This is a genomic window from Dietzia sp. CH92 (genome assembly GCF_032248695.1).
Taxonomy (GTDB): domain Bacteria; phylum Actinomycetota; class Actinomycetes; order Mycobacteriales; family Mycobacteriaceae; genus Dietzia.
In genome coordinates, this window is sequence record NZ_JAVHXC010000002.1 from 28,303 (window position 1) to 54,488 (window position 26,186).

21 protein-coding genes and 1 tRNA gene are annotated in these 26,186 nt (G+C 69.3%); 9 read left to right on the forward strand and 13 right to left on the reverse strand.

The genetic code is table 11. From position 1 onward, the window contains the following. The first annotated feature begins 1 nt into the window (after nucleotide 1). From RWK90_RS03505 to RWK90_RS03515, 3 genes are all read left to right on the forward strand, one after another. Nucleotides 2-2,674, forward strand: a complete 2,673-nt coding sequence (locus tag RWK90_RS03505) for a DEAD/DEAH box helicase (protein WP_314034809.1) — start codon at nucleotides 2-4, stop codon at nucleotides 2,672-2,674. Between the two features lie 75 nt (nucleotides 2,675-2,749). Further along, the gene (locus tag RWK90_RS03510; protein ID WP_314034811.1) at nucleotides 2,750-4,675 is read left to right on the forward strand and encodes a Zn-binding domain-containing protein; all 1,926 of its coding nucleotides are present in this window, start codon (nucleotides 2,750-2,752) and stop codon (nucleotides 4,673-4,675) included. A gap of 47 nt (nucleotides 4,676-4,722) precedes the next feature. Continuing rightward, complete coding sequence (locus RWK90_RS03515) at nucleotides 4,723-7,158, forward strand: DUF262 domain-containing protein (RefSeq protein ID WP_314034813.1); 2,436 nt, start codon at nucleotides 4,723-4,725, stop codon at nucleotides 7,156-7,158. A 47-nt stretch (nucleotides 7,159-7,205) separates the two neighbouring features. Here the strand turns inward: RWK90_RS03515 and RWK90_RS03520 are convergent. The 7 genes from RWK90_RS03520 to RWK90_RS03545 all read right to left on the reverse strand — a co-directional run bounded on the left by RWK90_RS03520 (nucleotide 7,206) and on the right by RWK90_RS03545 (nucleotide 11,890). Then, nucleotides 7,206-7,279 (reverse strand) — tRNA-Leu (locus RWK90_RS03520). A 52-nt stretch (nucleotides 7,280-7,331) separates the two neighbouring features. After that, the gene (locus RWK90_RS03525) at nucleotides 7,332-8,312 is read right to left on the reverse strand and encodes a Ppx/GppA phosphatase family protein (RefSeq protein ID WP_314034815.1); all 981 of its coding nucleotides are present in this window, start codon (nucleotides 8,310-8,312) and stop codon (nucleotides 7,332-7,334) included. Beyond that, complete coding sequence (locus tag RWK90_RS03530; protein WP_314034817.1) at nucleotides 8,309-8,860, reverse strand: DUF501 domain-containing protein; 552 nt, start codon at nucleotides 8,858-8,860, stop codon at nucleotides 8,309-8,311. Before RWK90_RS03530 ends, RWK90_RS03525 begins: the two co-directional genes overlap by 4 nt. Before the next feature lies 1 nt (nucleotide 8,861). Then, complete coding sequence (locus RWK90_RS03535) at nucleotides 8,862-9,770, reverse strand: septum formation initiator family protein (protein WP_314034819.1); 909 nt, start codon at nucleotides 9,768-9,770, stop codon at nucleotides 8,862-8,864. Between the two features lie 19 nt (nucleotides 9,771-9,789). Beyond that, the gene (gene eno, locus RWK90_RS03540) at nucleotides 9,790-11,067 is read right to left on the reverse strand and encodes a phosphopyruvate hydratase (protein WP_314034821.1); all 1,278 of its coding nucleotides are present in this window, start codon (nucleotides 11,065-11,067) and stop codon (nucleotides 9,790-9,792) included. Between the two features lie 167 nt (nucleotides 11,068-11,234). After that, nucleotides 11,235-11,594, reverse strand: a complete 360-nt coding sequence (locus RWK90_RS17335) for a type II toxin-antitoxin system RelE/ParE family toxin (protein WP_396230263.1) — start codon at nucleotides 11,592-11,594, stop codon at nucleotides 11,235-11,237. Next, nucleotides 11,594-11,890, reverse strand: coding sequence for a type II toxin-antitoxin system ParD family antitoxin (locus RWK90_RS03545; protein WP_314034823.1), 297 nt, complete (start codon nucleotides 11,888-11,890; stop codon nucleotides 11,594-11,596). Before RWK90_RS03545 ends, RWK90_RS17335 begins: the two co-directional genes overlap by 1 nt. Before the next feature lie 408 nt (nucleotides 11,891-12,298). Between RWK90_RS03545 and RWK90_RS03550 the strand changes: the two genes are divergently transcribed. Continuing rightward, nucleotides 12,299-13,975, forward strand: coding sequence for a DEAD/DEAH box helicase family protein (locus tag RWK90_RS03550; RefSeq protein ID WP_314034824.1), 1,677 nt, complete (start codon nucleotides 12,299-12,301; stop codon nucleotides 13,973-13,975). Between the two features lie 42 nt (nucleotides 13,976-14,017). Here the strand turns inward: RWK90_RS03550 and RWK90_RS03555 are convergent, their stop codons facing one another. Further along, nucleotides 14,018-15,619: an ABC transporter substrate-binding protein gene (locus tag RWK90_RS03555; protein ID WP_314034826.1), complete on the reverse strand. Its 1,602-nt coding sequence runs from the start codon at nucleotides 15,617-15,619 to the stop codon at nucleotides 14,018-14,020. A gap of 226 nt (nucleotides 15,620-15,845) precedes the next feature. Here RWK90_RS03555 and RWK90_RS03560 point away from each other — a divergent pair, with 226 nt between their 5' ends. Beyond that, nucleotides 15,846-16,295, forward strand: a complete 450-nt coding sequence (locus RWK90_RS03560) for a hypothetical protein (protein WP_314034828.1) — start codon at nucleotides 15,846-15,848, stop codon at nucleotides 16,293-16,295. Between the two features lie 2 nt (nucleotides 16,296-16,297). Here RWK90_RS03560 and RWK90_RS03565 read toward each other — a convergent pair whose 3' ends face one another. From RWK90_RS03565 to RWK90_RS03575, 3 genes are all read right to left on the reverse strand, one after another. Beyond that, nucleotides 16,298-16,798, reverse strand: coding sequence for a flavodoxin family protein (locus RWK90_RS03565; protein ID WP_043566268.1), 501 nt, complete (start codon nucleotides 16,796-16,798; stop codon nucleotides 16,298-16,300). A gap of 64 nt (nucleotides 16,799-16,862) precedes the next feature. Further along, nucleotides 16,863-18,638: an ABC transporter ATP-binding protein gene (locus tag RWK90_RS03570; protein ID WP_314034831.1), complete on the reverse strand. Its 1,776-nt coding sequence runs from the start codon at nucleotides 18,636-18,638 to the stop codon at nucleotides 16,863-16,865. After that, the gene (locus tag RWK90_RS03575; RefSeq protein ID WP_314034833.1) at nucleotides 18,635-20,242 is read right to left on the reverse strand and encodes an ABC transporter ATP-binding protein; all 1,608 of its coding nucleotides are present in this window, start codon (nucleotides 20,240-20,242) and stop codon (nucleotides 18,635-18,637) included. The genes RWK90_RS03570 and RWK90_RS03575 overlap by 4 nt, the downstream gene beginning before the upstream one ends. Before the next feature lie 267 nt (nucleotides 20,243-20,509). Between RWK90_RS03575 and RWK90_RS03580 the strand changes: the two genes are divergently transcribed. Next, nucleotides 20,510-21,076, forward strand: coding sequence for a dihydrofolate reductase family protein (locus tag RWK90_RS03580; protein WP_314034835.1), 567 nt, complete (start codon nucleotides 20,510-20,512; stop codon nucleotides 21,074-21,076). 27 nt (nucleotides 21,077-21,103) lie between these two features. Here RWK90_RS03580 and RWK90_RS03585 read toward each other — a convergent pair whose 3' ends face one another. Next, entirely contained in the window at nucleotides 21,104-21,853 is a 750-nt protein-coding gene (locus RWK90_RS03585; protein ID WP_314034837.1) for a lytic transglycosylase domain-containing protein, read from the reverse strand. An 82-nt stretch (nucleotides 21,854-21,935) separates the two neighbouring features. Further along, nucleotides 21,936-22,526 carry a TetR/AcrR family transcriptional regulator gene (locus RWK90_RS03590; RefSeq protein ID WP_314034839.1) on the reverse strand — a complete coding sequence of 197 codons (591 nt, stop codon included), beginning with the start codon at nucleotides 22,524-22,526 and terminating at the stop codon, nucleotides 21,936-21,938. A gap of 45 nt (nucleotides 22,527-22,571) precedes the next feature. Here RWK90_RS03590 and RWK90_RS03595 point away from each other — a divergent pair, with 45 nt between their 5' ends. From RWK90_RS03595 to RWK90_RS03605, 3 genes are read left to right on the forward strand one after another with little or no spacing between them, the layout of a single operon-like run. Further along, a complete protein-coding gene (locus tag RWK90_RS03595) occupies nucleotides 22,572-23,807 on the forward strand; it encodes an oxygenase MpaB family protein (RefSeq protein WP_314034841.1) in 1,236 nt (411 codons plus the stop codon). A 39-nt stretch (nucleotides 23,808-23,846) separates the two neighbouring features. After that, nucleotides 23,847-24,188, forward strand: a complete 342-nt coding sequence (locus tag RWK90_RS03600; RefSeq protein ID WP_007627235.1) for a helix-turn-helix transcriptional regulator — start codon at nucleotides 23,847-23,849, stop codon at nucleotides 24,186-24,188. Then, nucleotides 24,185-26,179, forward strand: a complete 1,995-nt coding sequence (locus tag RWK90_RS03605; protein WP_314035904.1) for a cation-translocating P-type ATPase — start codon at nucleotides 24,185-24,187, stop codon at nucleotides 26,177-26,179. The genes RWK90_RS03600 and RWK90_RS03605 overlap by 4 nt, the downstream gene beginning before the upstream one ends. Nucleotides 26,180-26,186 lie beyond the last annotated feature (7 nt).

Below are 26,186 nucleotides of genomic sequence, written 5' to 3' on the forward strand. Positions count from 1 at the left end.
AGTGACCGACATACTCGACCCGCTGATCACCGCCCGGACCATCGAGACGACGTACAAGCGGTACCTCACCACGATCCTCCACCCGAAGGAGGCCAGCCTGCGTGACAAGTTCGTCGGCGAGGTGGCGAGATCGCGCGACCTCACCAAGGGGCCGCTGCTCGAGACCACCCCGCCCTACGCCCCGGGACAGTCGCTGAGCGATCTCATCGAGGAGGGCGTGCTGGAACCCACGTTCACGCGCCTGGCCGGCCCTGAACTGCCCTTGGAAAGGCCGCTCTACGCGCACCAGGAGAACGCGATCCGCAAGGTAGTGGCCGGCCGCAACGTGGTGGTGACGACCGGCACCGGCTCGGGCAAGACCGAGAGCTTCCTCCTGCCCATCTTCAACCACCTCCTGGCCGAGAAGGCCGCGGGAACTCTCGGTCCCGGAGTCAGGGCCCTGCTGTTGTATCCGATGAACGCCCTCGCCAACGACCAGCTCAAGCGGCTACGGGCGCTCCTCGCGGACGTCCCCGAGATCACCTTCGGCCGCTACACCGGCGAGACCAAGCACACAGCGAAGGACGCCCATCGGCATTTCCGATCGCTCCACCCCGGTGAACCGCTCCTGCCGAATGAGAAGCTCAGCCGCGAGGAGATGCAGGCCGAGCCGCCGCATATCCTCCTCACCAACTACGCGATGCTCGAGTACCTCCTCCTGCGCCCCCGGGATATCGAGTTGTTCGCGAACCACGGAACCCAGACCTGGCGGTTCGTGGCACTGGACGAGGCCCACGTGTATGACGGCGCCCAGGCCGCGGAGGTCGGGATGCTGCTGCGCCGGCTCAAGGACCGGGTCGCCCCGTACGAGCGGCTCCAGTACATCGCCACCTCCGCGTCGCTCGACGGCGAACCGTCCGAGGTCACGACCTTCGCCTCGGAACTGTTCAACGCCGACTTCGAGTACTCGTCAGACCCCGCCCGGCAGGACGTCGTCCACGCGGTGCGGATCAGTTCCCCGGATGCCGCGACCTGGGAGCTGACCCCCGAGCAACTCCTCGAGGTGGTGACCGGCCCGACCGACGACTGGGGCTTCGGTGGAGACGACGGCGGGCCCGACCTCGATCGACTGATCGAGCTGTCGGGAATGCCGAGCGCCGGGGAGGCACTCGATCACGAACGCCACATCGTCGCCCTCCGTGCCGCCCTCACAGATGGCCCCGTCGACATCCGCGTCCTCGCCGGGCAAATCTTGCCGGATCACCCGGAGGCCGAGCGGCTTCTCGAGACCCTCGTCCGATTGGGTGGACGGGTGAAGGCGGACAACGGGCACCCGGTGCTATCTGCCCGATACCACTTCTTCGTCCGCGCAACCGAGGGCGCCTTCGCGTGTCTCTCCGAGAGCGGCCCCCACGTCGCCCTGGCCAGGCACGAGGAGTGCCCGACGTGCGCAGCCGCGATGTTCGAGTTCGCCACCTGCACCTCGTGCGGGACCGTCCACTTAGCCGGACAGGTCGAAGACGACCGGCTGACCCCCGTAACCGGGCGGTCCCACCTCGCACGGTGGTTCGCCCTCCTCGACTCTGCCGACGTGATGGAGGACGAGGACGACTCGATCCTTGCCGCAGAGGAGGAGCGTCTCAACACCTCCGCCACCTGGCTATGCACTGGCTGCGGTGCCCTCTCCGATAGTCAGGTCTCCGCCTGCCCCTCCGGATGCAGCAAGGGCACCATCCGGCCGATCTTCGACCTTCACACCAGTAAGGCGGGCCTGTCGACCTGCATCCACTGCGGGGCGCGGAAGAACCACCTGATCCGGCGCCTCGATCTCGGCAACGATGCGCCAGCTGCGGTGGTTGCCACTTCGCTGTACCAGCAGCTACCGATCGCTGGAGACGAGTCACGCGATCTGGTCGGGCAGGGCCGCAAGCTTCTCATGTTCAGCGACTCGCGGCAGGCCGCCGCATACGCCGCCCCATACCTCAATGGCACCTACTCCCGGCTGGTCCAGCGTCGTCTACTCACCCAGACCATCGACTCCCCCTACTACCAAGACGACGCGGCCACCATCGATGACCTGGTAGCCGACGCCGTGCCCGTGGGGCGTAAAGCCCATCTTTTCGAAGCGACGGACTCCAAGCGCCACACCGACCGGGCCGTAGCCACTTGGCTCATGTCCGATCTCATCGGCACAGACACCCGCCAATCCTTAGAAGGCCTGGGGTTGCTCCATGTGAGCATGCGCCTGTCGGAGGATGCCCCTCTTCCTGCGCCCCTCGTCAAAGCTCTCGATACCGACGGTGCGCGAGCTGTCCTGCAGCAGCTGGCGGCGATGGTCCGGCGCCAGGGTGCAGTGACCATGCCCGACGGGGTCGACGCCACCGACGAACTGTTCGCCCCGCGGAATGTTGTGATCTCTATGCGCTCCGATGGTTCCGACCGTCGTCGCAAACAACTGTCCTGGGCTCCCACCCGCGGGACAAACAAGCGGCTCAACTACCTCGAACGTGTCCTGGAGAAGGTCGGTAAGCGCGACCAAGCCCGCGAGTTTCTCGACAGGCTGTGGATCATTCTCGGAGCGGGCGGAAGCCGCGGGAATGGCCTCGGTTGGCTCAAGGACAACACGCCTACCGTGGGGACGAGCCAGCTCGATCACCGGATGATCGACCTTAGGCCCGGTATCAAAGCACAGTAGTGGCGGTGCTCCGTCTGCCGGTCTCGAACCGCCCACAACGCACTAGACGTGTGCCCGACGCTGAACTGCGACGGTGTGCTCGAACTGGCCCCGATCCCGTCACTCCGCGAGGAAGAGAACCACTACCGGCATCTGTACCGGTCCATGGCACTCGCCCCAATGTCCGCCAGCGAACACACCGCGCAATGGACTGCAGAAGAAGCGCTGGATATTCAGAACCGCTTCATTCGGGGCGACATCAACGTGCTCTCGTGCTCGACCACCTTCGAGCTCGGTGTGGACGTGGGCGACCTCCAGGCAGTCGTTATGCGCAACATGCCGCCACGCACCGCCAACTATGTGCAGCGCGCCGGCCGGGCGGGCCGTCGGTCCGACTCTGCCGCCTTCGTCACCACCTACGCTCAACGGCGACCGCGTGACCTCGCTCGCTTCCAGGACCCCACGAACATGATCAACGGCGTCATGCGCGTGCCGTGGGTGCCGATCGACAACGAACGCATCGCTCGGAGACACATCCACTCGATCGTCCTCGCCGACTTCCTGCGTGCGCAGTTCGAAAGCTACGGGCGAGAGTTCCCCCACGTCGCCGATCTCCTCTGCGCCGACAACCCGGCCGACGAGGCATGGCGGCAGATCGAACCGTTCCTCACGCCGGTCCCGTCGCACCTCGCCGACGCCGTGGCGCGCGTGGTTCCCGGCGAGCTCCACGACGAACTCGGTGTGGCTGACAACGGATGGGTCCGCCACCTAATCGAGCGGTTTGAGACAGTGGCAGAAGAGCTCCGTCTGGAACGGGCGCAGCTCACCGGGCTTCAGGAGAATGCGGCTGCCGAGAAGAATTACAAGTTCGCCAGCCTGCTGGACAGAACCCTGCGCACCGTGGAGACTCGCCAGACGATCGCCGTACTTGCCCAGAAGAACATCCTCCCCAAGTACGGGTTCCCAGTCGACACAGTTGGTCTGCGCACCAACCACTCGCCCGATCCTGCAGGCCAAAAGCTCGAGCTGGATCGCGATCTGGCCCTCGCCATCCTCGACTACGCACCCGGAAACCAAGTGGTGGCGGCCGGAAAACTGTGGACGTCCCGCGCGGTGGCTAAGAAACCGGGTAAAGCATTTGTCCGCCATGAATACCGGGTCTGCAACAATTGCGGCGCATTCCAAACTGGACTATCTCTGGCCGACGCCGAGCGCATGTGCGCCGTGTGCGAGACCGAGTTCAGCAACAAGGCGATCCGGCGGTTCATCATTCCCGAGTGGGGGTTCGTCGCAGATCCCGTGCCCGATCCCGTTGGGTCAGCACCCCCGTCGCGGGGAACGGTCGGCTCCTCCCATGTGGAGTATCCGGGTGACTCGATCTCACGGGTCGAGCTCATCGGGGGCACGACCACCACCACCGCTACCTCAGGCGTGCGAGCAAAGATGGTCGTGCTTTCTGAGGGCATGGGCGCTGGATTCCGAATTTGCACCAACTGCGGATGGGCCAAGCCCCATATGGGCGACCGGTCCACCGCCCATACGAACCCCCTCACCGGCGCAGACTGCAAAGGTAGCTTCGAGTTGGTAGCACTGGGACACCGATATCAGACGGACACCGCGGAGATAGTCCCCCGCGGTCTGGTTGACGCAAGCCCGAATTCCTTACGCTCGTTGATGTACGCCCTACTCGAGGGCGCATCTGAGGGCTTGGAGATCTCACGCGACGACATCGACGCGACACTCTCGTGGTCGAAACGCACCCAATCAATCGTTCTTTACGACACCGTCCCGGCAGGGGCCGGGGCGTCTCGAAAGATCACCGAGAACATCAACACCGTGCTCGACGCGGCGTACCGGCGTGTGGACAACTGCGACTGTGGCCTCGAGACAAGCTGCTTCGGCTGCCTCCGCAACGCGTTCAACGACCGACATCACGAGGTGCTCAAGCGTGCGGACGCGCTGAGACTCCTCGATCAGATGCGCTCGTATACCACCGTCACGATCGATAATCTCAATCAGTAGCCATCCTGGCCGCACTTCTGCGGTCAATTAATTAGAAGGAGTTCGTCTTGCGCGGGGCAACCGAGATCTACAAAGTGTACGAGGGCCGTAGCAAGACCCTTCATATACCCGTGTACCAGCGCAATTACGACTGGTCCATACCGCAGTGCACGAGGCTGTTCGACGACCTCGAAGCCACGATCAGAGATGACCGCCCAAAGCATTTCTTCGGCGCGGTGGTCGGCAAGCCAGAAGGAACCTTTGAATGGATCGTCATTGACGGCCAGCAGAGATTGACCACGGTGAGCATCCTCACCTTGGCGCTCGTCAACGCGGCGAAGAACGGCGTCATTTCATTCACAGACAAGACGATTCCGACAAAGATCGAACGTGACTTCCTCTTGGTCGATGACGACGCCACCGACGAGGTTAAAGTCAAGCTCAAGCCGGTCAAAGACGACGATCGCGCGTACCGCAAACTCTTTGGTCCTACGGCCGACTACGTTGAGACGTCGAACATCACCGCGAACTATCGATACTTCCTTAAGCGCCTAGCCGAAACGGAGCTGTCAGGCGACGAAGTGTGGAACGCGATATGCCGCTTAGAAGTGATGCTATGCGATTTGGAGCCCCACGATGACCCCCAACGCATCTTCGAAAGCCTGAATTCTACTGGACTCTCCCTCACAGAGGGTGACAAGATCCGCAACCTCGTCCTCATGGACCTGCCGCGCAAGCAGCAGCAGCGCATCTACGAGGACTTCTGGAACCCGATCGAGAAGCTTGTCTGGCACAAGACCGATTGGTACATCCGTTGGTACTTGGTGACCACGACAGGAAAGACCCCGAAGAAAGAAGAGGTCTACACCGCATTTCGAAAGTACATCTCAAGCTCGAGGTCCACCATCAGCCAAATCCTCGAGCACATGCATACATATGCCAAGTACACTCGCGCAATCCAGGATGCCAAGACAGGCTTCCCACAGACCGACCAACGCCTCAGTCGCTTCAACGCGATCAAAGGTGACGTCGTATTACCTTATCTCTTGCCTCTAGTCGAAGAAGTACATCTGGGTACCACCACCGACGAGCAGCTGTCCGATGTGATCTCCATCCTGGAGTCATACCTCTATCGACGAATAACGTGCAGCATCGGCACGAACGCCCTTAACAAGATTTTCGCAACGCTCTACGGCGAGGCGCGACGCCTCCGGACTGCATCCCAACCGCACCCCGACCTACTCATCTACTTGCTGCAGCGGCGTGATGGTAGCGGAAGATTCCCCGACGATGACGAATTCCTCTCAGCCTTCAAGTCGCGCAACTCGTACGCGCTCAGGGGCAAGTATCAGCAATACCTGTTCGATTGCCTTGAGAACCGTGAATCGAAAGATGTTCGAGACGTAGCCGGAGCGTTGGAAGCTGGCACGGTATCTATCGAACACATCATGCCCCAAAAACTTACCCAGTCCTGGCGGAATGAACTCGGCGATGACGCCGAAGAAACTCATCAGACGTGGCTGCACCGAATCGGGAACCTCACGGTCACCGGATACAATCCCTCGTACTCAAATTCCCCGTTCGAGCGCAAGAAGACGATGAAGAACGGCATCGACGACTCCCCATACCGACTCAACAACTACCTCAAAGAAGTTGAGAAATGGGGGCCAGCTGAACTAGAGGAGCGCTCGCGACAACTCGCCTCGATTGCTCAAGCCTACTGGTCATATCCTCATACCAATTTCCGGCCTCCAGCCGCAGTGCTCCCCTCCCTCTCCCTCGGAGAGGGGGGGACGTTCCGCGGTCGCACACTTGTCGCCTATGAGTTTGGCGATGTCAAGGAGACCGTGGAATCGTGGGCAGACATGCTTCCACGCCTAATTTCGGTCCTTCTCCAGCACTCCCGCAAAGAGGTCATGGAGCATGCAGGCAAGAGTACGAACTACATCGTGATCGAATCGGATTCACAGAAGATTCCAAACGAGTACAGAAAAGTCGACGAAGGACTGGCGGTATACACCTCCAGCTCCACGGACGCGAAGATTAGGCTACTCCGAGCCCTCTTCGACGATCTCGACATCGATCCCGAGGAATTGGTTTTCACCTTCCGCCCAGACAAGAACGAGGAGGCCGAGAATCTAGAAGAGACAGCCAATCTGTCTCCGTTCGCACCGCTCACAAAGTTTGCGGATAGGTTCGACGAATTGTGCAGCCAGACAGTCACTCCGGAAGATACGGCGGAAATCCGCGTCGAGTTCGTTCGTGATTTCGCACCGTTCCAGTGCGACGACCCCGTCAAGGCTATGTGTGGGAAGATGCTCCCCGAATTCGAGAACCCGCATGTAGTAGGCAACGCAAGCACCAACCAGGTTCTCGCGGCTATCAGCGCAACGATCCAAGCCTCTCAGTTCTTCGATCCGCTGGCCTTCCACAACAAGATCGCCTCCGGAGTCGCCTCGCTCTGGCTCTGGCGCCTCGTCGAGATCTCGAAAGCCGGAAACTGATCCCGAGCGACCGCTCTCGCTTCCATCCCCGAGAGCGGTCACTGTTGTGCCCCCAGTCGGACTCGAACCGACACTGAAACGGTTTTAAGCCGTCTGCCTCTGCCAATTGGGCTATGGGGGCTTGCCGGCTCCGCCGGAGCGGGACCGGGTGGCGCGTGGGGCGCCGGGTCGGGCTAGCCAACTAGGCGGGTTAGCACCGACATCGCGATGCCGTCCAGGATGTCCTTCTCACTCACCGTGAGCTCGGACAACCCCGCGCGCTCTGCCATCACATCACACAACGCCTGCACCACGATCGCTCCCCCGCCGATCACGTCCGCGCGGCCGGGGTGCATCGGCCCCATGCTGCGCCGCTCGGACACCGACGAGGCCCCCAGGCGGTCGCACACCTCGCGCATTCGGTCGAGCGGTATGACGCTGCCGTGAATCCGCTCGGGGTCGTACTCCCCTAGCTCCTGCGCCAGCGCCGAGAGCGTGGTGAAGGTGCCTGCCACGCCCACCCAGCGGGCAGCGCGACCCACCGGGACATCGCCGGCCTCGGCCAGCGCCTGAGCCACCACCGCCCGGGCCTCGGCGATCTCGTCGGCCGTGGGCGGGTCCGAGTGCAACAGTCGCTCGGTGATCCGCACGCAGCCGATGTCCAGGCTGCGGGCGCCCAGCAGCCGCACCTCACCGCCGGCGAGCTCGCCCACCACAATCTCCGTGGACCCGCCGCCGAGGTCGGTCACCACGAACGGCCCATCGGAAGGCGACAGGTCGAAGACTCCTCCGGCGAAGGTCAGCTCGGCCTCGGTCTGCCCGGAGATCACCTCGGCGACCGCGCCCGGGAAGTGGGCGCCCAGCACCTCGGCGGTCATGCCGAAGAACTCGTCCTTGTTGGCCGCATCGCGGGTCGCGGAGGTGGCCACCATTCGCACCGACTGCACACCGAGCTCGGCCATGGTCGCCGCGTAGTCGCTGAGGGCCGTGCGACAGCGGGAGATCGCCCCCTCGGACAGCCTCCCGGTCGCGTCCACGCCCTCGCCCAGACGGATGATCCGCATCTCGCGAACCACATCCGTGAGCCCGGACTCGCCGGGGACGCCCTCGGCGACCAGGAGGCGGATGGAGTTGGTGCCGCAGTCGATCGCCCCGACGCGCACTGCAGCGGTCACTGCTCGTCCATGGCGAGGTAGTCGGGCACGCCCAGCTCCTCGGGAGTGGGCCAGTCGGTCGGCAGGGCGGTGCCGCGTAGCCCGGCCTCGCAGGCCAGCGCCACAGACTCGTCGCCCAGCCACACCACGCCCGGCCCCTCGGCCAGCGCGTACGCCATCAACACATGCAGGCACTTGACGCGCTCGGGCATGCCGCCACCGCTGAAGTCCGTGCCGAGGTCCTCGATCGCGTTCCGATTCTCTAGGTACCGCCTGTGCGCCTGCAGATAGTTGGCGGCCAGCTCGGGCTCGTTGGCCAGCCTCGTCGTCATCCCCCTCATGATCCCCGCTGATTCCTGACGGCTCGCCTCGGCGGTGAGCCGCGGATCGGTGAGGTAGTACAGCGTGGGGAACGGGGTGCCGTCCTCCAGCCGCGGCGCGGTCTTGACCACGCCGGGCTTGCCGTCGGGGCTGCGGTAGGACACCTCCAGCACCCCACGCGGCGGCCGGCCCAGCTGGGCCGCGATCGCGTCGAGATCTTCGCTGGACACGCTCTGGTCGGCGCTCACGCTAGGGGTTCTCCTGTGGTTGTTCCTGGACGCCGCCCGGGATGGGGGCGGCGGGGTCGTCACCGCCGGGCACACCGTCGGGGACCACCGGTACGGGCGGGGTGTCGGGGCCGCCGGGGATCGAGGTGCCCTCGAGCAGGGCCGAGCCTTCCGGCATGATCGGCGCGGTCGGCTCGGAGATCGAGCGCCACACCCGCGTCTGCCACGGCAGCGCCGCGATCTCCGCCGCCCGCTGCTCGGCCGCCGCCTGCTCCACCGGGTCCACCATCGACACCCGGTACGGGGTCTCCCCCGGCTTGACGGCGCCAAAGCGGATGCGGGCCTGCTGCTCGATGTACGCCGGGTCGGACAGCAGTTCCTGCTCGGCCTCGAGCTCGGCGATCGTCGCCTCGATCGCGGCCCGTTCCTGCGCCACAGCCTTCTCGTCGCGCAGGAACTGGTAGTGGTTGCGCAACGGGAACGAGACCGTGACGAGCAGGATGATGGCGACGACGGCGAGGAGTCCGATCCGCCGCGGTGTGTAGTTCCGCGGGCCCAACAGGGTGTCGGACAGGTCCGTGCGCGTGGTGAGGCGGTGGGCCTCCGGATGCGCGGTGGTGCCGACCCTGCCCGAGCGGGCCGAGGCCGGGACGGGCCGGTCGCGTTCGCGGCTCGGCGTCCGCCGACGGGGCGGCTGCCGGCGAGTGCCGTCGTCGGGCTGGTCGGTCCCGGCCGCTCCCCCGGCGTCGGTGCCGGCAGCGCGGCCGTCGGCGCCGCGGGCGTCTACTCCGGTGCCGCGACCTGCGGTGGATCCACGGCCCGCCCCGGTCCCCCGGCGCCGGATGGCACCCGACGCCTCACCGGGCCGCCGGGACGACGCGCGATCGCGTGCGTCGCCCCGACGGTCCGAGGGGCGCGGTGGGCGGGCCATGAACCCTCCTCTCGACTACTCAGGCCTTGTAACGCGGGAACGCGCCGGTGCCGGCGTACCGGGCGGCGTCGCCGAGCATCTCCTCGATGCGCAGCAGCTGGTTGTACTTGGCCACGCGCTCCGAGCGGGCCGGGGCACCGGTCTTGATCTGGCCGCAGTTGCAGGCCACCGCGAGGTCGGCGATGGTCGTGTCCTCGGTCTCGCCCGAGCGGTGCGACATCATCGAGGCGTAGCGGTTGCGGTGGGCCAGGTCCACGGCGTCCAGCGTCTCGGTGAGGGTGCCGATCTGGTTGACCTTGACCAGCAGGGCGTTGGCCAGGCCCTTCTCGATGCCCTCGGCCAGGCGCTGCGGGTTGGTGACAAAGAGGTCGTCGCCGACCAGCTGGACCTTGTCGCCGATCATGTCGGTGAGGGTCTTCCAGCCGTCCCAGTCGTCCTCGTCGAGCGGGTCCTCGATCGAGACGAGCGCGTACTTGCCCACGAGCTCGGCGTAGACGTCGGCCATCTCGGCGGCGGAGAGCTGCTTGCCCTCGAAGTGGTACTTGCCGTCCTTGTAGAACTCGGTGGCGGCCACGTCGAGCGCGAGCGCGACGTCGGTGCCCAGCTCGTAGCCGGCCTTGCCGATGGCCTCGACGATCAGGTCGAGCGCGGCGGTGGTGGACTCCACGGAGGGGGCGAAGCCGCCCTCGTCGCCCAGGCCGGTGGACAGGCCGCGGTCCTTGATGACGGTCTTGAGGTGGTGGTAGACCTCGGTGCCCATGCGCAGGGCCTCGCGGAAGGTCGGGGCGCCGATGGGGGCGATCATGAACTCCTGGACGTCGACGCCCGAGTCGGCGTGGGCGCCGCCGTTGAGGATGTTCATCATGGGCACGGGCAGGACGTGCGCGTTGGAGCCGCCGATGAAGCGGTAGAGCTCGAGGTTGGCGGACTCGGCGGCGGCGCGGGCCACGGCCAGCGAGACGCCCAGGACGGCGTTGGCGCCGACGGTCGACTTGTTGGGCGTGCCGTCGGCGTCGAGCAGGGCCTCGTCGACGAGGCGCTGGTCCTCGGCCGGGATGCCGATCACGGCGGGGGCCAGCACGTCGAGGACGGCCTCGACGGCCTTGGTGACGCCCTTGCCCAGGTAGCGCTCGTCGGAGTCACGCAGCTCGACGGCCTCGTGGGCGCCGGTCGACGCGCCGGAGGGCACGGCGGCGCGGCCGAACGAGCCGTCGTCCAGAAGCACCTCCACCTCGACGGTGGGGTTGCCTCGCGAATCGAGGATCTCCCGGGCTCCGACCTGCTCGATAAGCGCCATCTGTGCTCCTTGGGGGAAGTTCGTGGGTTCGTGTGCGTGGCCGGCGCCGCGTGGGCGGGCGCAGTCCGCGGTCCATTGTTCCACGAGCCTCTCCGCGGCGTGCCGAGGCGGCGCCGGGGGTTGGGCTGAAGCGCTCTCGGCCACGCCGGTTCCCCTGCCGTCCCCGCTCAATCCCAATCGTGTGCCGGATCGACGTGCTGGCCCACGTCCATCGCGTCGTGGAGAACTCTGCCGACCACGAGAACGCCCCCGTCGAAGCGGCAGACGAGAAAGTGCCGGGGCCGGCCGACACGTCCACCGCTTGATCGACCGCGGCTGTTCGACAGGTGCCACGATACGACCCCGTCGCCGAGCTCCGGTCGCTCAACCAGTCCGGGAACGTCCGAGGCAGACGCTGCATCCCTGATTGTGGCAACGATCAGCGCTTCATACCGCTTACGGGCCTGGTCACCGAACTGCTCGAACGACCACCACAAAATCGATGCGATATCGTCGCGTGCGCTCTCTGAGAGTCGAAACGTCGCCATCAGCCGGGTGAGCGACCGTCGGCCACAGCCCGTGCTCCGATGTCTGCGATGAGTTCGTCAAGACCCGCGTCATCGACATCCACATAGCGACCCGCCGCGACGTCAGCCCACCCCTGATCGGCAGCTGCACGAAGTGCGGCGAGCCTGGCTGCGTCCTCAGCGTCCCGACGTTCCAGCAACCGGAGCCCTTCGCGCAAGACCTCACTCGCGTTCTGGTAGCGCCCTGATGCCACCAGCCGATCAACTAGTTCGTGCTGCTGCTGACCGAGAACGACGTTCCGCGTTGGCATACACATCACCTCTGTTGGCAGAATATGCCAATTTGCACAGTCCGGCTAGGGCCTGCTGAAGTGCGCCGGCCGGCAACTGGAAATCCGGCCGCGGCGCGTCGATGTCGTCGTCGTCATCGTCGAACCCGAGGCGCCGGGCTGACCGTCGGACACGCGCCCAGCCCCGGCCACCTCCCCTCCCCTTCTGCGTCCCGGGCCGCCTGACCCCGGTGGTGACGTACCCGGCCCCTACAGTGGGCCCGACCCCGTCAGGACCAGCCAGGAGAACGCCGTGGACTCACCCGCCCTCGTCACCGCCCGCAATGGCGGCGGCGTCTGATGGCGACCCGGTCCACACGGTCGGGCACGACCAGGCGCAGGTCGAGCTCGAAACGCGCCCCGTCGGCCAAGAAGCGGCCCAGCGCGGCGCCGGCGGTGCCGACGATCCCGGCCGGCCAGCGGGTATGGCTGCTGGAACTCCCGTGGGGCGGACTCGGCGGCGGGATGCCGGCCGGGGTGACCTACTACAAGTCGCTCACCGCGCACGCGTACGTCGGCACCTACCTGCCCGAGGCGCTGGAGCCCTACTCGAGCAAGGCGTACTCCTCCCTGCGGTGGCAGGAGGACGAGCTCAACGGCACCGAGGGCCCGGGCGCGACCGCCGCTCCGATGACGCTGCGACCCGAGCAGCGTGCGGACGTCGAGGCGATCACCGCCGCCGCCGACCGCGGGTTCCGGCAGGTCCACCTGGCCAACGACGTGGGCACCGGCAAGACCCTGGTGGCGGTGGCCGCGGCAAAGGCGATCGCCAGGGCGCGCGGCGCCCGCACGATCCTGGTGACGGTGGACCGGCCGGCCCGCATCACCATCCCCTCGTGGCGCCGCACCATCGCCGCGCTGAACAGCACCGACGGGGTCGACGACGAGCTGCGCTGGATCATCATGTCCTCCGACAGCCTGGGCAAGCTCATGGCCCGGAACGGGCGGCCTCGGCTGAAGGTCGACGTGGCGGTAATCGATGAAGCCCACCAGTTCCGGCACGCCAGCAAACGCACCAGCTACATGCGGCGACTGACCCGCATGGACGCACCGCACGAGACGGCCCCGTTCGTCCTGACGATCACCGCCACGCCGGGACATCACCCGGGCGAATGGGGATACATGTCGTCGCTGTACGCCCAGGTTCACGGAGATCCGCCGGCCCGGTGGGCGGACTTCGGCCGGGCGCTGGCCGACCGGGGCGTGCCCCTGGAACCCTCCTACGGCAAGTGGACGTGGAGCGCCGAGGCCAAGGACTCGCTGCAGACGCAGCAGGCCGCAATCAGCGACGTGCGCGACATCCTGCTGCGGCACGATCCGCCGCTCATGCTCACCCGGTCCGCGCCGTGGGGGCCGCCACCGTTCGACGTGGACCTGGTGGAGCTGACCCCGGACCAGTGGCGGGCCTACGAGCTCGAGTGGGGCGACTTCCAACGGGAGATGCAGCTGGCGAGGACGGGCAAGAACGTCGCGCGCGGGCTCGCTGCCCTGGTGAGGCTGCGCCAGAAGGCGTCGATGATCCGCGTCGAGCACACGGTGGCGGCGGCCAAGGCCGAACTCGCCCGGGGCTACCAGGTGCTCATCGCCACCGAGATGGTGACCACGGCCGCGCACCCGGTGGCCGAGATGCTCGAGGCCGACGGGATCCCGGTGGCCCGGATCTACGGCTCGAACCCGGATGCCGAGGCCGAGCGGATGCGCTTCCAGCGGGGCGAGGCGCCGGTGGTGGTGTTCAACACGCCCACCGCGATCAACCTGCAGGCGGGCGAGCAGTTCGCCGACGGGACATACGCCACCGACACCCCGCGCCGGGGCTTCTTCCATCAGGCCCGCTACTCGGGTCTCCTGGCCGAGCAGACGATGGGCCGCGCGCACCGGAACCACCAGATCTGCGCCTGGTCGCTCCTGGCGGCGGCGGGGACGATCGAGGAACGAGCCGGGACGGTGATGCTGTCCCGCCTGATCGCGTCCGCGACCAGCACCGACGCGGACGCGTCGACGTTCTCCGAGGTGGCCCGGGTCTTTGGTATCGACTGGATCCCCGCCGCGCGCCTGGCGGACGAACTCGGCTAGGGCGGGCCGGTCCCGTCGACCGGCCCGCCCCGTTGCCGTCGTCTACTCCTCGATGAACGCGCCGTCGAAGAGCATCGTCGACGAGATGGTCGGGCTGATGCCCTTGACCGACTCGTCGATCGTCACCAGCTCCACGCCGTTGCCGAAGACCGCGTAGGGGGCGACCTCGTTGTGGACCTCCTGCAGGTCCGTGTACGCCTTCTTCTGGGCGTCCACGTCCGCGGCGGCCTTGAGCGCGGAGATCGCCGCCGCGAACGCGGGATCGTCCACACCCGTCACGTTGAGCGCGCCGCCCGGCATGAGGGAGCTCGCGAGCGTGGACGCGGGATCCGCGTCCGAGGTGGCCAGGCCGCCGATCGCCATCTCGTAGTCACCCGTGAACTGACGCGCGCTCGCCGCCGAGGTCGGGGCGACCTCCACGTTCACGGTGAAGCCGACCGCGTCGAGCATCGCCTTGATGACGATCCCCGCCTCGCGGTTCTCCGGCACGTCGGACACCAGCAGCGTGAGCGAGCCGTCCCAGCCGGTCTCCTGCTTGAGCTCGGTGACCAGCTCGGTCGCGCGCTCCACGTCCAGGGCGGGCCCTTCCTGCCCGTCGAAGAACCGGGACGAGTCGGCCAGCAGCGCGGACGTGGCCTGGGCCGCGTCATCGCCCAACCGGCTGAGCAGCAGCTCCCTGTCGATCGCGTGCGTGACCGCCAGGCGAGCACGCTGGTCGGTGAGGATCCCGTCGTAGCCGGCGACCCCGTTGTTCATGTAGACCACCCGGCCCGCACTGGTGATCTCCTCGTACCCCTGGGCGTCGGCCTCGCGGGCCATGTCGGCGAACTTGGACCCGCGCAGGAAGCCGACCTCCACCTCGCCGTTCCGGAAGGCCTCGAGCGTCGCCTGCGAGCCGGGGATCTGGATGAACCGCAGCGTGGGGCACACCGGACCGCCGTAGTAGTCGGGGTTCGGCTCGAACACCATCTCCTGGTTGGGGGTGTAGCTGGCCAGGGTGAATGCGCCGGCGCCCACCGGCTCGCGGGCCCACTTCTCCGGCCCGGCCTCGGTGTACGCCTTCTCGGGTATCACCTCTCCCGCGGATCCGGCCAGGAGCACGGGGAACGTCGACCACGGCTCGGCGAGGGTGAACTCGACGGTCAGCGGGTCGATCACCCGCGTCTGCTGGATCTGCTGGACGTCGGTCATGGCGGTCGAGCGCGTGGCCGGGTCCTTGTGCAGGTCCATGGTGAACGCCACGTCCTGCGCCGTGAGCGGGTCGCCGTTGGAGAAGGTCACGCCGTCGCGCAGCGTCAACGTCCAGACGGTGTGGTCGTCGTTGGACTCGAGTGACTCGGCGAGCTTGGGCTCGAACGTCTCGGTCTGCGCGTTCCATCGCACCAGCCGGTCGTAGACGGCCGCCGACTCCGCGCCGCCCCGCACGCCCACCTGCCCCTGACCGGGCGAGAAGGACGGCAGCATCACATACGTCCCCATGGTGATGGTGCCGCCGGCCTTGTCCTCGGTGCACCGCTCGTCCCCGGCGGGCGCGGCGAGCGCGTCCGGCTCCCCGGACGCGGCCGGGTCCGCCTCGCTCGTGCCGCACGCGGACAGCGCGAAGGCGGTGATCGCCAGGGCGGCGGCAGTGGGGATGAGTCTCATCGGTTCTCCTGGGGTCAAGCGGTCGCGCTCTCACGCGAGGTGACACCTGTCACCTGAAGGGGAATTTATGTGACTCACGGCACAGCATCGCGCGAACCGCCCAACCCGGCACGCATCCGGGCCGACTTTCCCGGTGGGAGAGAAGACCGCGGAATCCCGCGAAAGCAGTGGTAGTGCACCGCTCGACTCGCACGAAAGCCCTTCCCGGCCGGAGTACCATCGCGCCATGACGGCCACCCACGACGCCCTGGTCCCGGCCCGGCTGGTGCGTGGCGCGCTGATCGGCGTCGGCGGATTCAACGCGCTGTCGGCGATCGGCGGCGGCATCGGGCTGCTCACGCCCGGGTCGATGGGTCTCCCGGTCGACGTCATCGCCGGCTCGGGGTTCACCAGCTATTTCTGGCCGGCGATACTGCTCATTGTGGTGATCGGCGGGACCCAGCTGCTCGCCGTGATCGCCGAGGTGCGCCGCGCCGCCACCGCGCTGTTCTGGGCGGCGTTCGCCGGGTTCGCCATGATCATCTGGATCTTCGTCGAACTGGCCGCGATGGGCGGGTTCTCGGCGCTGCACGGCATCTACTTCGCCACCGGCACGCTCCAGCTCGTCCTGGTGTTCGCGCTGCTCGGGATCGCGCCCGCAGTCGTCGGAGCGCGCGCCGTCGCCGCCCGGCGCTGACGTCAGGCGAGCGGGCCGAGTGCCGCCAGCTCCGCTCCCCAGGCGCGCGCCCGCTCCACCTCGCCGTCCGCGATCGGACCCCCGTAGCCGTGTACTCCGAACGTCTTCGGCTTGGCCGCGGGACGGAATCCGCGTGCCACCAGCTTCTTCATGGCCTTCTTGGCCGCCGAGCCGGGCAGGCGGGGCGTGACGACCCGGGTGTCGAACGTCGCCACCGGCACCGCGCGGGTGGGCGACCGCACCGACTCGATCCACTCGCGGATCCCGCGCTCCGGGATGGACGGCGCGCCCTGCTGAGTGGCCGAGTCACGCGTCGCCGCCGTCGACATGGAGAAGGCGTGGGTCGGCCCGCCGACGACGAGAAAGTCGACGTCGTCGGCGAGCGCGCTCGGGGCGGACGCCGCGTCGACGACCCGCATATCCGCGCCGAAGCCGGCCGCGATCTCCCGCCCGAGCCGCTCGGTGTTCCCCCACAGCGACTCCACTACGAGTAACCCGGCCATGGCCTCTCCCCTCGCCCACCCACGCTGGTGTGTGGACGGCAACGTTACTCGCCTCGCGGCGCCCTCACGCCCCGAACCACGCCCGGCTCAGCTCGGCGTAACGGCCGCCCGCGGCGAGCAGCTCCTCGTGCGTACCCGACTCCACGACGCGGCCGTGGTCCATCACCAGGATCCGGTCGGCGGACACGGCCTGGCTCAGCCGGTGCGCCACCACCAACCCGGCGCGGTTCTCCAGCACGGCGGCGGCCGCGGCATCCAGGCGGCGCGCGCCCGCGGACCCGGCCTCGGCGGTGGCCTCGTCGAGGATCACCACGTCCGGATCGGCCAGCTCGACGCGGGCCAGGGCGATCATCTGGGACTGCATGGGGTCGAGCGGGTGGCCGCCCTCGCCGATCACGGTGTCGACGCCCTTGGGCAGGTCCTCCACCCAGTCGGCGCCGACGGTGGCCAGCGCGGCACGCACCTCCGCAAGGCCCGCGTCGGGGCGCGGCGCGCGGACGTTCTCCGCCACGGTCGCGGCGAACGTGTGCACCTCCTGCGAGACCATCGAGATGTGCTGGCGCAGCACCGGCGGGTCCACGTCCGCCAGCGGCACCCCGCCCAGGCGCGCGCTGCCGCGAGTGGGCACCACGGTCCCGGCGGCGACCAACGCGAGCGTGCTCTTGCCCGCCCCCGTCGCGCCGACCACCGCCACGACCTCGCCCGGTGCGAGCGTCAGATCCACGTCGACCAGCGCCGGAGCGCCCTCGCGGTAGGCGTGTCCGACCCCGGACAACTCGAGCGGGCCGGGCTGCGGGATCGCGGTGCGCTCGGGCACCGGCATCGTGATGACGCCGACCATCCGCACCAGCGACGCGCCCGCCGACTGGACCTGGTCGACCATCCCCACCAGCGCGCCGATCGGGTTGAACAGCCGGTGGAACAGCAGTGCCGCGGTGGTGACGGCGCCGGCGGTGATGATGTCGGCGTCCACCAGGACGAACCCCACCACCAGCAGCAGCGCCAGGACCGTGACCTCGGCGCGGTTGTTGCGGGAGAAGGCACGGGTGACGAAGTAGAACACCCGGATCGACAGGTCGCGCGCGGAGGCGGAGGCGGCGGTGATGCGCTCGAGCTCGGAGTCCTGCGCGTCGTAGGCGTGCAGCGTCCGCGCGCCGGTGATGCCGCCGAGCAGCCGGCTCGCGCGGGTGCCGAACGCCGCGCGCTCGGCGGCGTAGATCGGGCCCGAGCGCGGCAGGTACCAGCGCAGCGTCGTCCAGTACATGGGCACCGCGACCAGCCCCACCAGCCCGAGCCGCCAGTCGACCGTGGCCAGGCCGACGCCGGAGACGACCACCGTGAACAGCGATTGCACCACCAGCGGGATCACCGCCGTGGCGGCCTGGCTGATCTCGCGGGCGTCCTCGGCCACGCGCGAGACCAGGTCGCCGGTCTCGGTGGTCTCCATCTGCGCGGCGCCCAGGCGCAGCGAGCGGTCCATCACCATCTCGCGCAGGCGCGCGACCGTCGGCTCGGTGAGGCGCGCGAGCCACGCCTGACCCGCCCACGTGCAGCCCGCACCCACCACGCCGGCCACGGCGATCGCGACCACGGCCAGCCACACCGCGCGGTAGTCGCCGCTGCCGGGCAGGACGTCCACCAGCCGGCCGATCACCCACGGCGCGACCAGGCCGGCGATCGCGCCGACCAGGCCGGCCAGCGCCACCAGGATCAGGTAGCCGCGGCGCTCGCGCAGCAGGGGCCACAGCACCGCGAGGGACTCGCGGCCGGTCGCCAGGGGCAGGGCGGCGTCCGGCGCGGCCTGCGCGTCCGGGGTCGCGAGGGTCTCGGTGGTGCTCATCGGTCGACCGCCGTCCGGTAGGTGGCTGACGCCTCGCGCAGCTCGAGGTGGGTGCCGGTGCGGGCCTCGCCGCTGCGCGGCAGGTGGACCACCCGGTCGGCGGTCGCGAGGAACGGCGGCGACGAGGTCACGACGAGCGTGGCCTGGCCGGGCCGGCTCGTGCGCAGGCGGCGCACGGCCTGGGCGATCTCCCACTCGGTCACCGCGTCCACGGCGCTGGTCGGCTCGTGCAGGACGAGCACGTCGGGGTCGGCGTGCAGGGCGCGTGCCAGAGCGATGCGCTGGCGCTGGCCGCCGGAGAGGTTGCGGCCGCCCTCGCGGACCTCGCTGCCGAGCCCGACGGGGAGGTTCTCGAGGATCTCCGCGACGGCGGAGCCGCGCAGGACCTCCTCGGAGATCGGCCCCTCTTCGTCGTCGTCGTGCCTCAGGGTGATGTTGGACCGGATGGTGCCCACGAACAGGTCCACGCGGTGCGGCGCGGCCACGAGGTGCGCGGCGATCTCGGGCGCGAGCTGGCTGCGGCGGTGACCCCCCACCAGCACGGCGTCCGCGCCGTCACTGTGGCCGGCCACGGCCAGGGTGATCGCGTCGGCGGCGGCCGGCTGGTCGGCGACCAGTGCGACGACCTCCCCCTCGGCCACCTCGAGGTCGATCCGGCGGCCGTCGGGCAGTTCCAGGCCCTGGATCCGCAGGTCGGCGCCGGCGGGCAGCTGGTCGCCGGAGTCGTCGACCGGGGCGGAACCGAGGTGGTCCACGAGCCGCTGCGCGGCGCCGTGGGAGCGGGCGTAGACGGCGACCATCTGTGTGATCATCCGGACCGGTTCCTCGAAGAACACGGCCACGCCCACCACGGAGACGAGCGTGCCGATCTCCATCTGCCCCTGGATCACGCGGTACCCGGCGGCCAGCAGGACCAGCGCCAGCACGGCGGCCATCCCGAGCGAGCCGATGCCCTGCACGCGCCCCGAGCGCTCGGCGGTGACGATCCCCGCGGCCGCGGCCTCCTCGGAGGCGTGGCGGTACTGCTCAGCCGCCCACCGCTCCCCGCCCCCGGCCTTGAGGACGCGCAGCCCGGCCATGATGTCGGCGGCGCGGCTGCTCGCCATGCCGATCGCGGCCTGCTGGGCGGTGCTGTGCCGGGAGATCACGCGGCTGGGCAGCGCGACCAGGGCCAGGCTCAGCGGGACGCCGATCAGCACGATGAGCCCCACCACCCAATCGGTCCACAGCAGGTAGACGGAGATGCCCACGATCCCGATCGCCGCGGAGCCGCCCAACGCGATCTGCCGGAAGACCAGCGCGGCGACGTCGGCGTCGGCCGAGCACACCGAGAGCACGTCGCCGGAGCTGGTGGCGTCCATGGCGCGGCGGCGGGTCAGCGGCACGCGCGTGGCCTCGACGCGCAGGTCGTGGGCCTCCTCGTTGAGGGCCGTGTTGCTCATCCGCGCGCCGAAGCGGTACCCCAGACTGAGGACGGTGAACAGCACGATGAGCCCGACCACCGACCACAGCATCGCCCACCGGTCGAGCGGGATGATCGCCACGTCCACGATCACGCCGATCGCGATGGGCACCAGCGCCTCGCACAGCTGCCACAGGGTCATGAGTACCAACCCGGGCGCCCACAGGCGGCGTCGGCGACGGACCGCGCGGAGCAGGAGCCCGTTGGCGGTGGTCGGGGCGGGTGTGGTCGGGGCGGGCTGCCGAGTCGGTGGAGACGTCGGTGCTGACATAGGTGTGGGACTCCCGCAGTAGGTGAGGACGGCCCGGGGGCCTCGACGACTCTATGTCAGCGGCGGAATTCCCCGTCGCACTCAGGCGGTCGCGGTGCTAGTTTCGACCTCACCGGACTTCGCGAACGGGGCTGCGAGATGAGACCTCTGCGCTACTCCATCAACGTCACCCTCGACGGGTGTGTGGACCACGAGGCCGGGGTCATGCCCGACGAGGAGTCGATGCGGTTCTGGACCGAGCAGATGGCCGCCGCGGACGCCCTGTTGTTCGGCCGCGTCACCTACGAGCTCATGGAGTCGGCGTGGCGGCGTCCGGAGTCGGGGGTGTGGCCGGACTGGATGCAGCCGTGGGAGATCCCGTTCGCCGAGGCCATCGACCGCACGCCCAAGTACGTCGTCTCCAGCACCCTGGACCGCGTCGACTGGAACGCCGAGCTGCTGCGTGGTGACCTCGGGGACGCGGTGCGGGAGCTCAAGGCCCGGCCGGGGCTGGGCCTGTGGGTCGGCGGCGTGAGGTTGCCGCTCGCGCTGGCGAACCTGGGGTTGATCGACGAGTTCGAGTTCGTCGTGCAGCCCGTTCTCGCCGGTCACGGCCCCACGCTCATGGCGGGTTTGCGCGAGCGTGTCGAGCTCCAGTTGGTGGACCGGATCGGCTTCCGGTCGGGGTCGGTGGCGGTGCGCTACCGCCCGATGCCGCGCGACTGACGGGCCCCGGCCCGCGTCGCGCGCAGGTCAGGGCGCCGTGGTGCCCACCGAGTACGCGGCCGCGGCGTCGCGGACGTCCATGACGTACTCGCGCGAGGCGTTGTACGACAGGACGGCGCGCTGCCAGTTCTCGGCCTGACTCAGGTCTCCCCCGGTCTCGCACAGCAGGCGGGCGGCGGCCACGGTGGCGTCGTCGATCTGGTTGGGGTCGGCCACGCCGTCGCCGTTGGCGTCGCGGCCGTACTTGGTCCACGACTCGGGGATGAACTGCATGGGTCCCACCGCGCGGTCGTGTTCGGTGTCGCCGTCCCACCGGCCGCCGTCGGTGTCGGGGATGTCGGCGAAGCCGGGCGATCCGTCGAGTTTGATGCCGATGATCGGGGGCAGCGCGTAGCCGTCGTCGTTCAACATCGCCCCGCGGTACCGGCCGTGCCGCGTCTCCACGTGCCCGATCCCGGCGAGCGTGGTCCAGGCGAGGTTGCACTCGGGTCGGGTCTGGCGCATGGTCTCGGCGGCGTTGCCGTAGGCGGCCAGCGCGGCGACGGGGATGTTCATCGGCTCGTTGAGGCCGGCCGCCCACTCGCGCAGCTGGTCGGATGTCCGGCCGGGGGCGTTGATGTCGATGGTCGGCACGGGCGCCCCGGCGGCCGGCGGGATGCCCGGAGGGATGGGGATGGGCGCCTCGCGGGTGGCCTCGTAGGAGCACGACGACGACAACACGACGGTCGCGAGCAGTCCCGCGAGGCTCGCGGTGGCGCGGGGGGTCAGGGTGGGCATCGCCTGCCATCCTGCCCGAGCCGGGTCCGACAGCGCGTCAGGGTGTCCCCGGAGTCGCGGCGGGCCGGGCGTGACCTTCCTCTCACGCGGACCCGAACCCGCCGGCGAGCGCGGTGAGTTCGTCGAGGAGGGCGTCGCGGCTGATGGCGGGCCGGTCCAGAACCCAGCGGACGGCGATGTTCTCCACGGCCATGACGATCACCCACGCCCGGGCCGCCGGGTCCGCCGAACGCAGGCCGGCCGCGGAGAGGTACACGGCCAGCAGTTCGCGCACGCGCGTCTCCAGCGCGTGCTGCGCCGTCCGGTGGCGCACCGCCGGCAGCTCCTCCCACACGATCCGCAGCAGCCCGGCGTCCGCCTCCAGAGCGGACAGCAGTGCGTCGGCGATCCCACGGACCGCGGCCGGGTCCTGCACGTCGACCGGGCCGGAGGCGGCGAGCGAGGCGGCCACGCGGTCGGAGATCTCCGCCGACCAGCGGTCCATCACCACCGTGACCAGCGCCGACTTGTCCGGGAAGTACTGGTAGAGCGAGCCCGGGCTCACCTCGGCCTGCTCTGCGACGCGGTTCGTGGTGAACGACTCGTAGCCGTCGCGCACGAGCACGACGCGAGCCGCGGCCACGATCCTCTCGACCATCGCCCGGGATCTGGCCTGCTGGGGGACCCTTCTCATGAACGCGAATTGTATGCGAGTAAATACTCGCGTCATAGTCGTGTCATGACCACCGCGCCCGAACGTCATGACCCCACCGCGATCTCGCCGTACCCCACGCGCTTCCGCGAGGCCGAGGACCGCTCGCGCCGCATCGGCCGCACGCTCAAGGCCGTCGCGCGCGTGGACGAGGTCGACGAGCAGCTCATGGACCGCCTCGGCCGCGCCTATCTCGAGCGCGACGAGCTCGGCAACAGGCTGGCCGCCGCGATGCGCCTCCGCTCCGGCGAGCCCGGCGCGGTGAGCCGCCGCCAGCTCGACGAGGCCCTGACCACCGGCTCCGCCGGCCTGCCCGAGGACGCCCCGGCCGTCCTGCGGGAGTACCTCGCGCGGCTCGAGGACACCCCGGACTGGGTGGACTGGGCCAGGATCGAGCGCGGCCAGAAGGTCTACCTGCGGCTGGGCCAGAACGCCGCCGACATCCTGCTGCAGCTCTCACTCATCGGCGGCTACCGCTTCGGCGGCCCCACCGACCTCCTCGTGGCGACCGGCGGACTGACCGGCAACACGACCCTGCGGCGGCTGGCCGAGACCAGCCACTGGACCATGTCGCTGTCCATCCCGGACGGGCTGCGGCCTGGCGGCGAGGCGTGGCGGCTCACCGGCCACGTGCGCGCGATGCACGCGGTGGTCAACCACGCCATGGAGCCGCGCTGGGACACGGGCCGCTGGGGCCTGCCGATCAACCAGAGCGACCTCGCCGCCACCCTGGGCCTGTTCGACGCCGTCGTCCTGCTGGGCGTGCGGACGCTCGGCGTGCCGGTGAGCCGCCAGGACTCGGCGGACGTCATGCACGTGTGGCGCTACGTCGGCTGGCTGCTGGGCGTGGACGACGACTTCCTCGTCGAGCGCGAGAGCGAGCGCCACCGCATCAACTACCACATCCTCCTGGCGCAGGCCGGACTGTCCGAGGCGGGCCCGCAGCTCACGCAGGCCCTGGTCGAGGCGCAGCGCACGCGGCATCGCAGCGGCCCCTTCCCCCGCCTGCGCGCCCGGGTCGGCCACGAGCGGCTGCTGAGCATGCTCACCGTCCTGCTGGGCCGCGAGTCGATGCGCGAGTTCGGTCTGCCCGTCCGGCCGCCGTGGGCGCACGCGTACCTGGTCGCGCTCAACACGCTGCGCTACCGCACCCCGATCGGCCGCGCCCGGCTGAACAAGTGGGGCGAGCGGGTCCGCGACCGCGAGCGCAAGGAGACCTTCGGCGACGCCCGCCCCGACATCGGCCGCCCCGCCACCGCCTGACTCCCGTCATTGTTCAGCGAGCGCTGTATAGTTCAGTGCGTGCTGACCATTGAGACGCGCCTCGACGTGATGAACCGGCTGGGCCGGGCGATGGCCGACCCGACCAGGTCCCGGATCTTGCTGTGCCTGCTCGATGGGCCCCGCTACCCGGCCGGCCTCGCACGCGAGCTCAACCTCACCCGACCGAACGTCTCCAACCACCTGGGCTGCCTGCGGGACTGCGGCATCGTCGTGGCCGCACCCGAGGGGCGGCAGATGCGCTACGAGATCTCCGACCCCCACCTGGCGGCCGCGCTCACCGCCCTGCTGGACGTCACGCTCGCCGTGGACACCGACGCCGAGTGCGTGGTCTCCGACTGCCCCACCTGCAGGCCGTCGTGACCTCCGCGTGCGGCTGCGACGCCCCGGACCCCGGCGACCACGACGAGGAGGCCCGCCCGTGGTGGCGGGATCCGGCCGTCCTCGTCCCGGCATCCTCCGGCGTCGCGCTGGCCGCGGGTCTGGCTATGGAGTGGTCGGGCGCGGCGTGGCCCGGGGCGGAATGGGCGGGCGCCGGAGCGGTCGGCCAGCTCCTGTTCTGGGCCGCCCTCCTCCTCGGCGGCTCGACCTTCGCCCCGGGCGCGATCCGCGGACTGGTGACCCACGGCCGCCTCGGCATCGGCCTGCTCATGACCATCAGCGCCGTCGGCGCCGTCGTCCTCGGCTACGTCGAGGAGGCCGCGGCGCTGGCGTTCCTCTATTCCATCGCCGAGGCACTCGAGGACCGGGCCATGGACCGCGCCCGCTCCGGCCTGCGCTCACTGCTGCGTCTGGTCCCGGACACCGCCACCGTCCGCCGGGGCGCCGACACCGCCGAGATCCCGACGGCCGAACTCCGCGCCGGCGAGACGCTCGTCGTCGCCCCCGGTGAGCGGGTCGCCACCGACGGCGTCGTCGCCCGCGGCCGCAGCAGCGTCGACACCTCGGCGGTCACCGGCGAGTCCATCCCGGTCGAGGTCGAGCCCGGCGACGCGATCCTGGCCGGCTCCATCAACACCTCCGGCCTCCTCGAGCTCACCGCCACGGCCCCGGGTACGGACAACACGCTCACCACGATCGTCGACCTCGTCGAGCGCGCACAGACCGAGAAGGGCGACCGGGCCCGCCTCGCCGACCGGATCGCCCGGCCCCTCGTTCCCGGGGTCCTGATGCTGGCCGTCCTCGTCGCGGCCCTGGGCTCCCTGCTCGGCGACCCGGCGCTGTGGATCACCCGCGCGCTGATCGTGCTCGTGGCGGCCTCGCCGTGTGCGCTGGCGATCTCCGTGCCGGTCACCGTGGTCTCCGCCATCGGCGCGGCCAGCCGACTCGGGGTGGTCATCACCTCCGGGGCGGCGTTCGAGCGCCTCGGCACCATCCGCCACCTCGCGATGGACAAGACCGGGACGCTCACCAGCAACCACCCCTCGGTCGTCCGCGTCCTCACCGCCCCGGGCGTCAGCGAGTCCGAGGTACTGGGCCTCGCCGCGGCCGTCGAGCGCCACAGCACCCACCCGCTGGCCACCGCGATCACCTCCGCCGCAGCCGAAAGCCGGCAGGCCGTGACGCCGCACGTTGCTGACGTCCGCGAGTCCGCCGGGCACGGGATCTCCGGCACCGTCGACGGCAGCCGGATCGCCGTGGGATCACCGCGCCGGCTCGCATCGGACGAGCTCACCGGGCAGATCACGGCCCTCGAGCACGACGGCATGACGGTGGTCGTGGTCCATCGCGACGGCCGCCTGATCGGCGCCGTCGGCATCCGCGACGAGCTGCGGGCGGAGGTCCCCGTCGTCGTCGCCACCCTGGCCGACCACCGCATCGGGGTGAGCATGCTGACCGGCGACAACCCACGCACCGCCGCCGCTCTCGGGGCGCAGGCCGGCATCTCCGACATCCGCGCCGACCTCACGCCCGGCGGCAAGGCCGAGGCGATCGCCGAGCTCTCCCGCTCGCGCCCCACGGCGATGATCGGCGACGGCATCAACGACGCCCCGGCGCTCGCGATGGCGGACGTCGGGATCGCGATGGGCGTGGGCGGGTCCGATGCGGCCATCGAGTCGGCGGACGTCGCACTCACCGGCACCGACCTGCGGCTCCTGCCGCGTGCACTCACCCACTCACGCCGGGGCGGCCGGATCATCAACCAGAACATCGCCCTCTCGCTGATCCTCATCGCGACCCTGGTCCCGCTCGCGATCACCGGCGTGCTCGGGCTCGCGGCCGTGGTACTCATCCACGAGCTGGCCGAGGTGCTCGTCATCCTGAACGGTCTACGCGCCGCCCGCACCCCCCGGCATCCCATGGCGACGATCGGGCCCGAACGTGAGGCCCCGGCCCCTCATCTCGCCAGATGAGGCGATA

Excerpts from the sequence above, each read along its gene's own strand:
- RWK90_RS03535 (WP_314034819.1), bottom strand. The coding sequence starts at position 9,770 with ATGGCCCGCCCACCGCGCCCCTCGGACCGTCGGGGCGACGCACGCGAT.
- eno (WP_314034821.1), bottom strand. The coding sequence starts at position 11,067 with ATGGCGCTTATCGAGCAGGTCGGAGCCCGGGAGATCCTCGATTCGCGA.
- RWK90_RS17335 (WP_396230263.1), bottom strand. The coding sequence starts at position 11,594 with ATGGCGACGTTTCGACTCTCAGAGAGCGCACGCGACGATATCGCATCG.
- RWK90_RS03545 (WP_314034823.1), bottom strand. The coding sequence starts at position 11,890 with ATGTGTATGCCAACGCGGAACGTCGTTCTCGGTCAGCAGCAGCACGAA.
- RWK90_RS03555 (WP_314034826.1), bottom strand. The coding sequence starts at position 15,619 with ATGAGACTCATCCCCACTGCCGCCGCCCTGGCGATCACCGCCTTCGCG.
- RWK90_RS03560 (WP_314034828.1), top strand. The coding sequence starts at position 15,846 with ATGACGGCCACCCACGACGCCCTGGTCCCGGCCCGGCTGGTGCGTGGC.
- RWK90_RS03565 (WP_043566268.1), bottom strand. The coding sequence starts at position 16,798 with ATGGCCGGGTTACTCGTAGTGGAGTCGCTGTGGGGGAACACCGAGCGG.
- RWK90_RS03570 (WP_314034831.1), bottom strand. The coding sequence starts at position 18,638 with ATGAGCACCACCGAGACCCTCGCGACCCCGGACGCGCAGGCCGCGCCG.
- RWK90_RS03575 (WP_314034833.1), bottom strand. The coding sequence starts at position 20,242 with ATGACCCTGTGGCAGCTGTGCGAGGCGCTGGTGCCCATCGCGATCGGC.
- RWK90_RS03580 (WP_314034835.1), top strand. The coding sequence starts at position 20,510 with ATGAGACCTCTGCGCTACTCCATCAACGTCACCCTCGACGGGTGTGTG.
- RWK90_RS03585 (WP_314034837.1), bottom strand. The coding sequence starts at position 21,853 with ATGCCCACCCTGACCCCCCGCGCCACCGCGAGCCTCGCGGGACTGCTC.
- RWK90_RS03590 (WP_314034839.1), bottom strand. The coding sequence starts at position 22,526 with ATGAGAAGGGTCCCCCAGCAGGCCAGATCCCGGGCGATGGTCGAGAGG.
- RWK90_RS03595 (WP_314034841.1), top strand. The coding sequence starts at position 22,572 with ATGACCACCGCGCCCGAACGTCATGACCCCACCGCGATCTCGCCGTAC.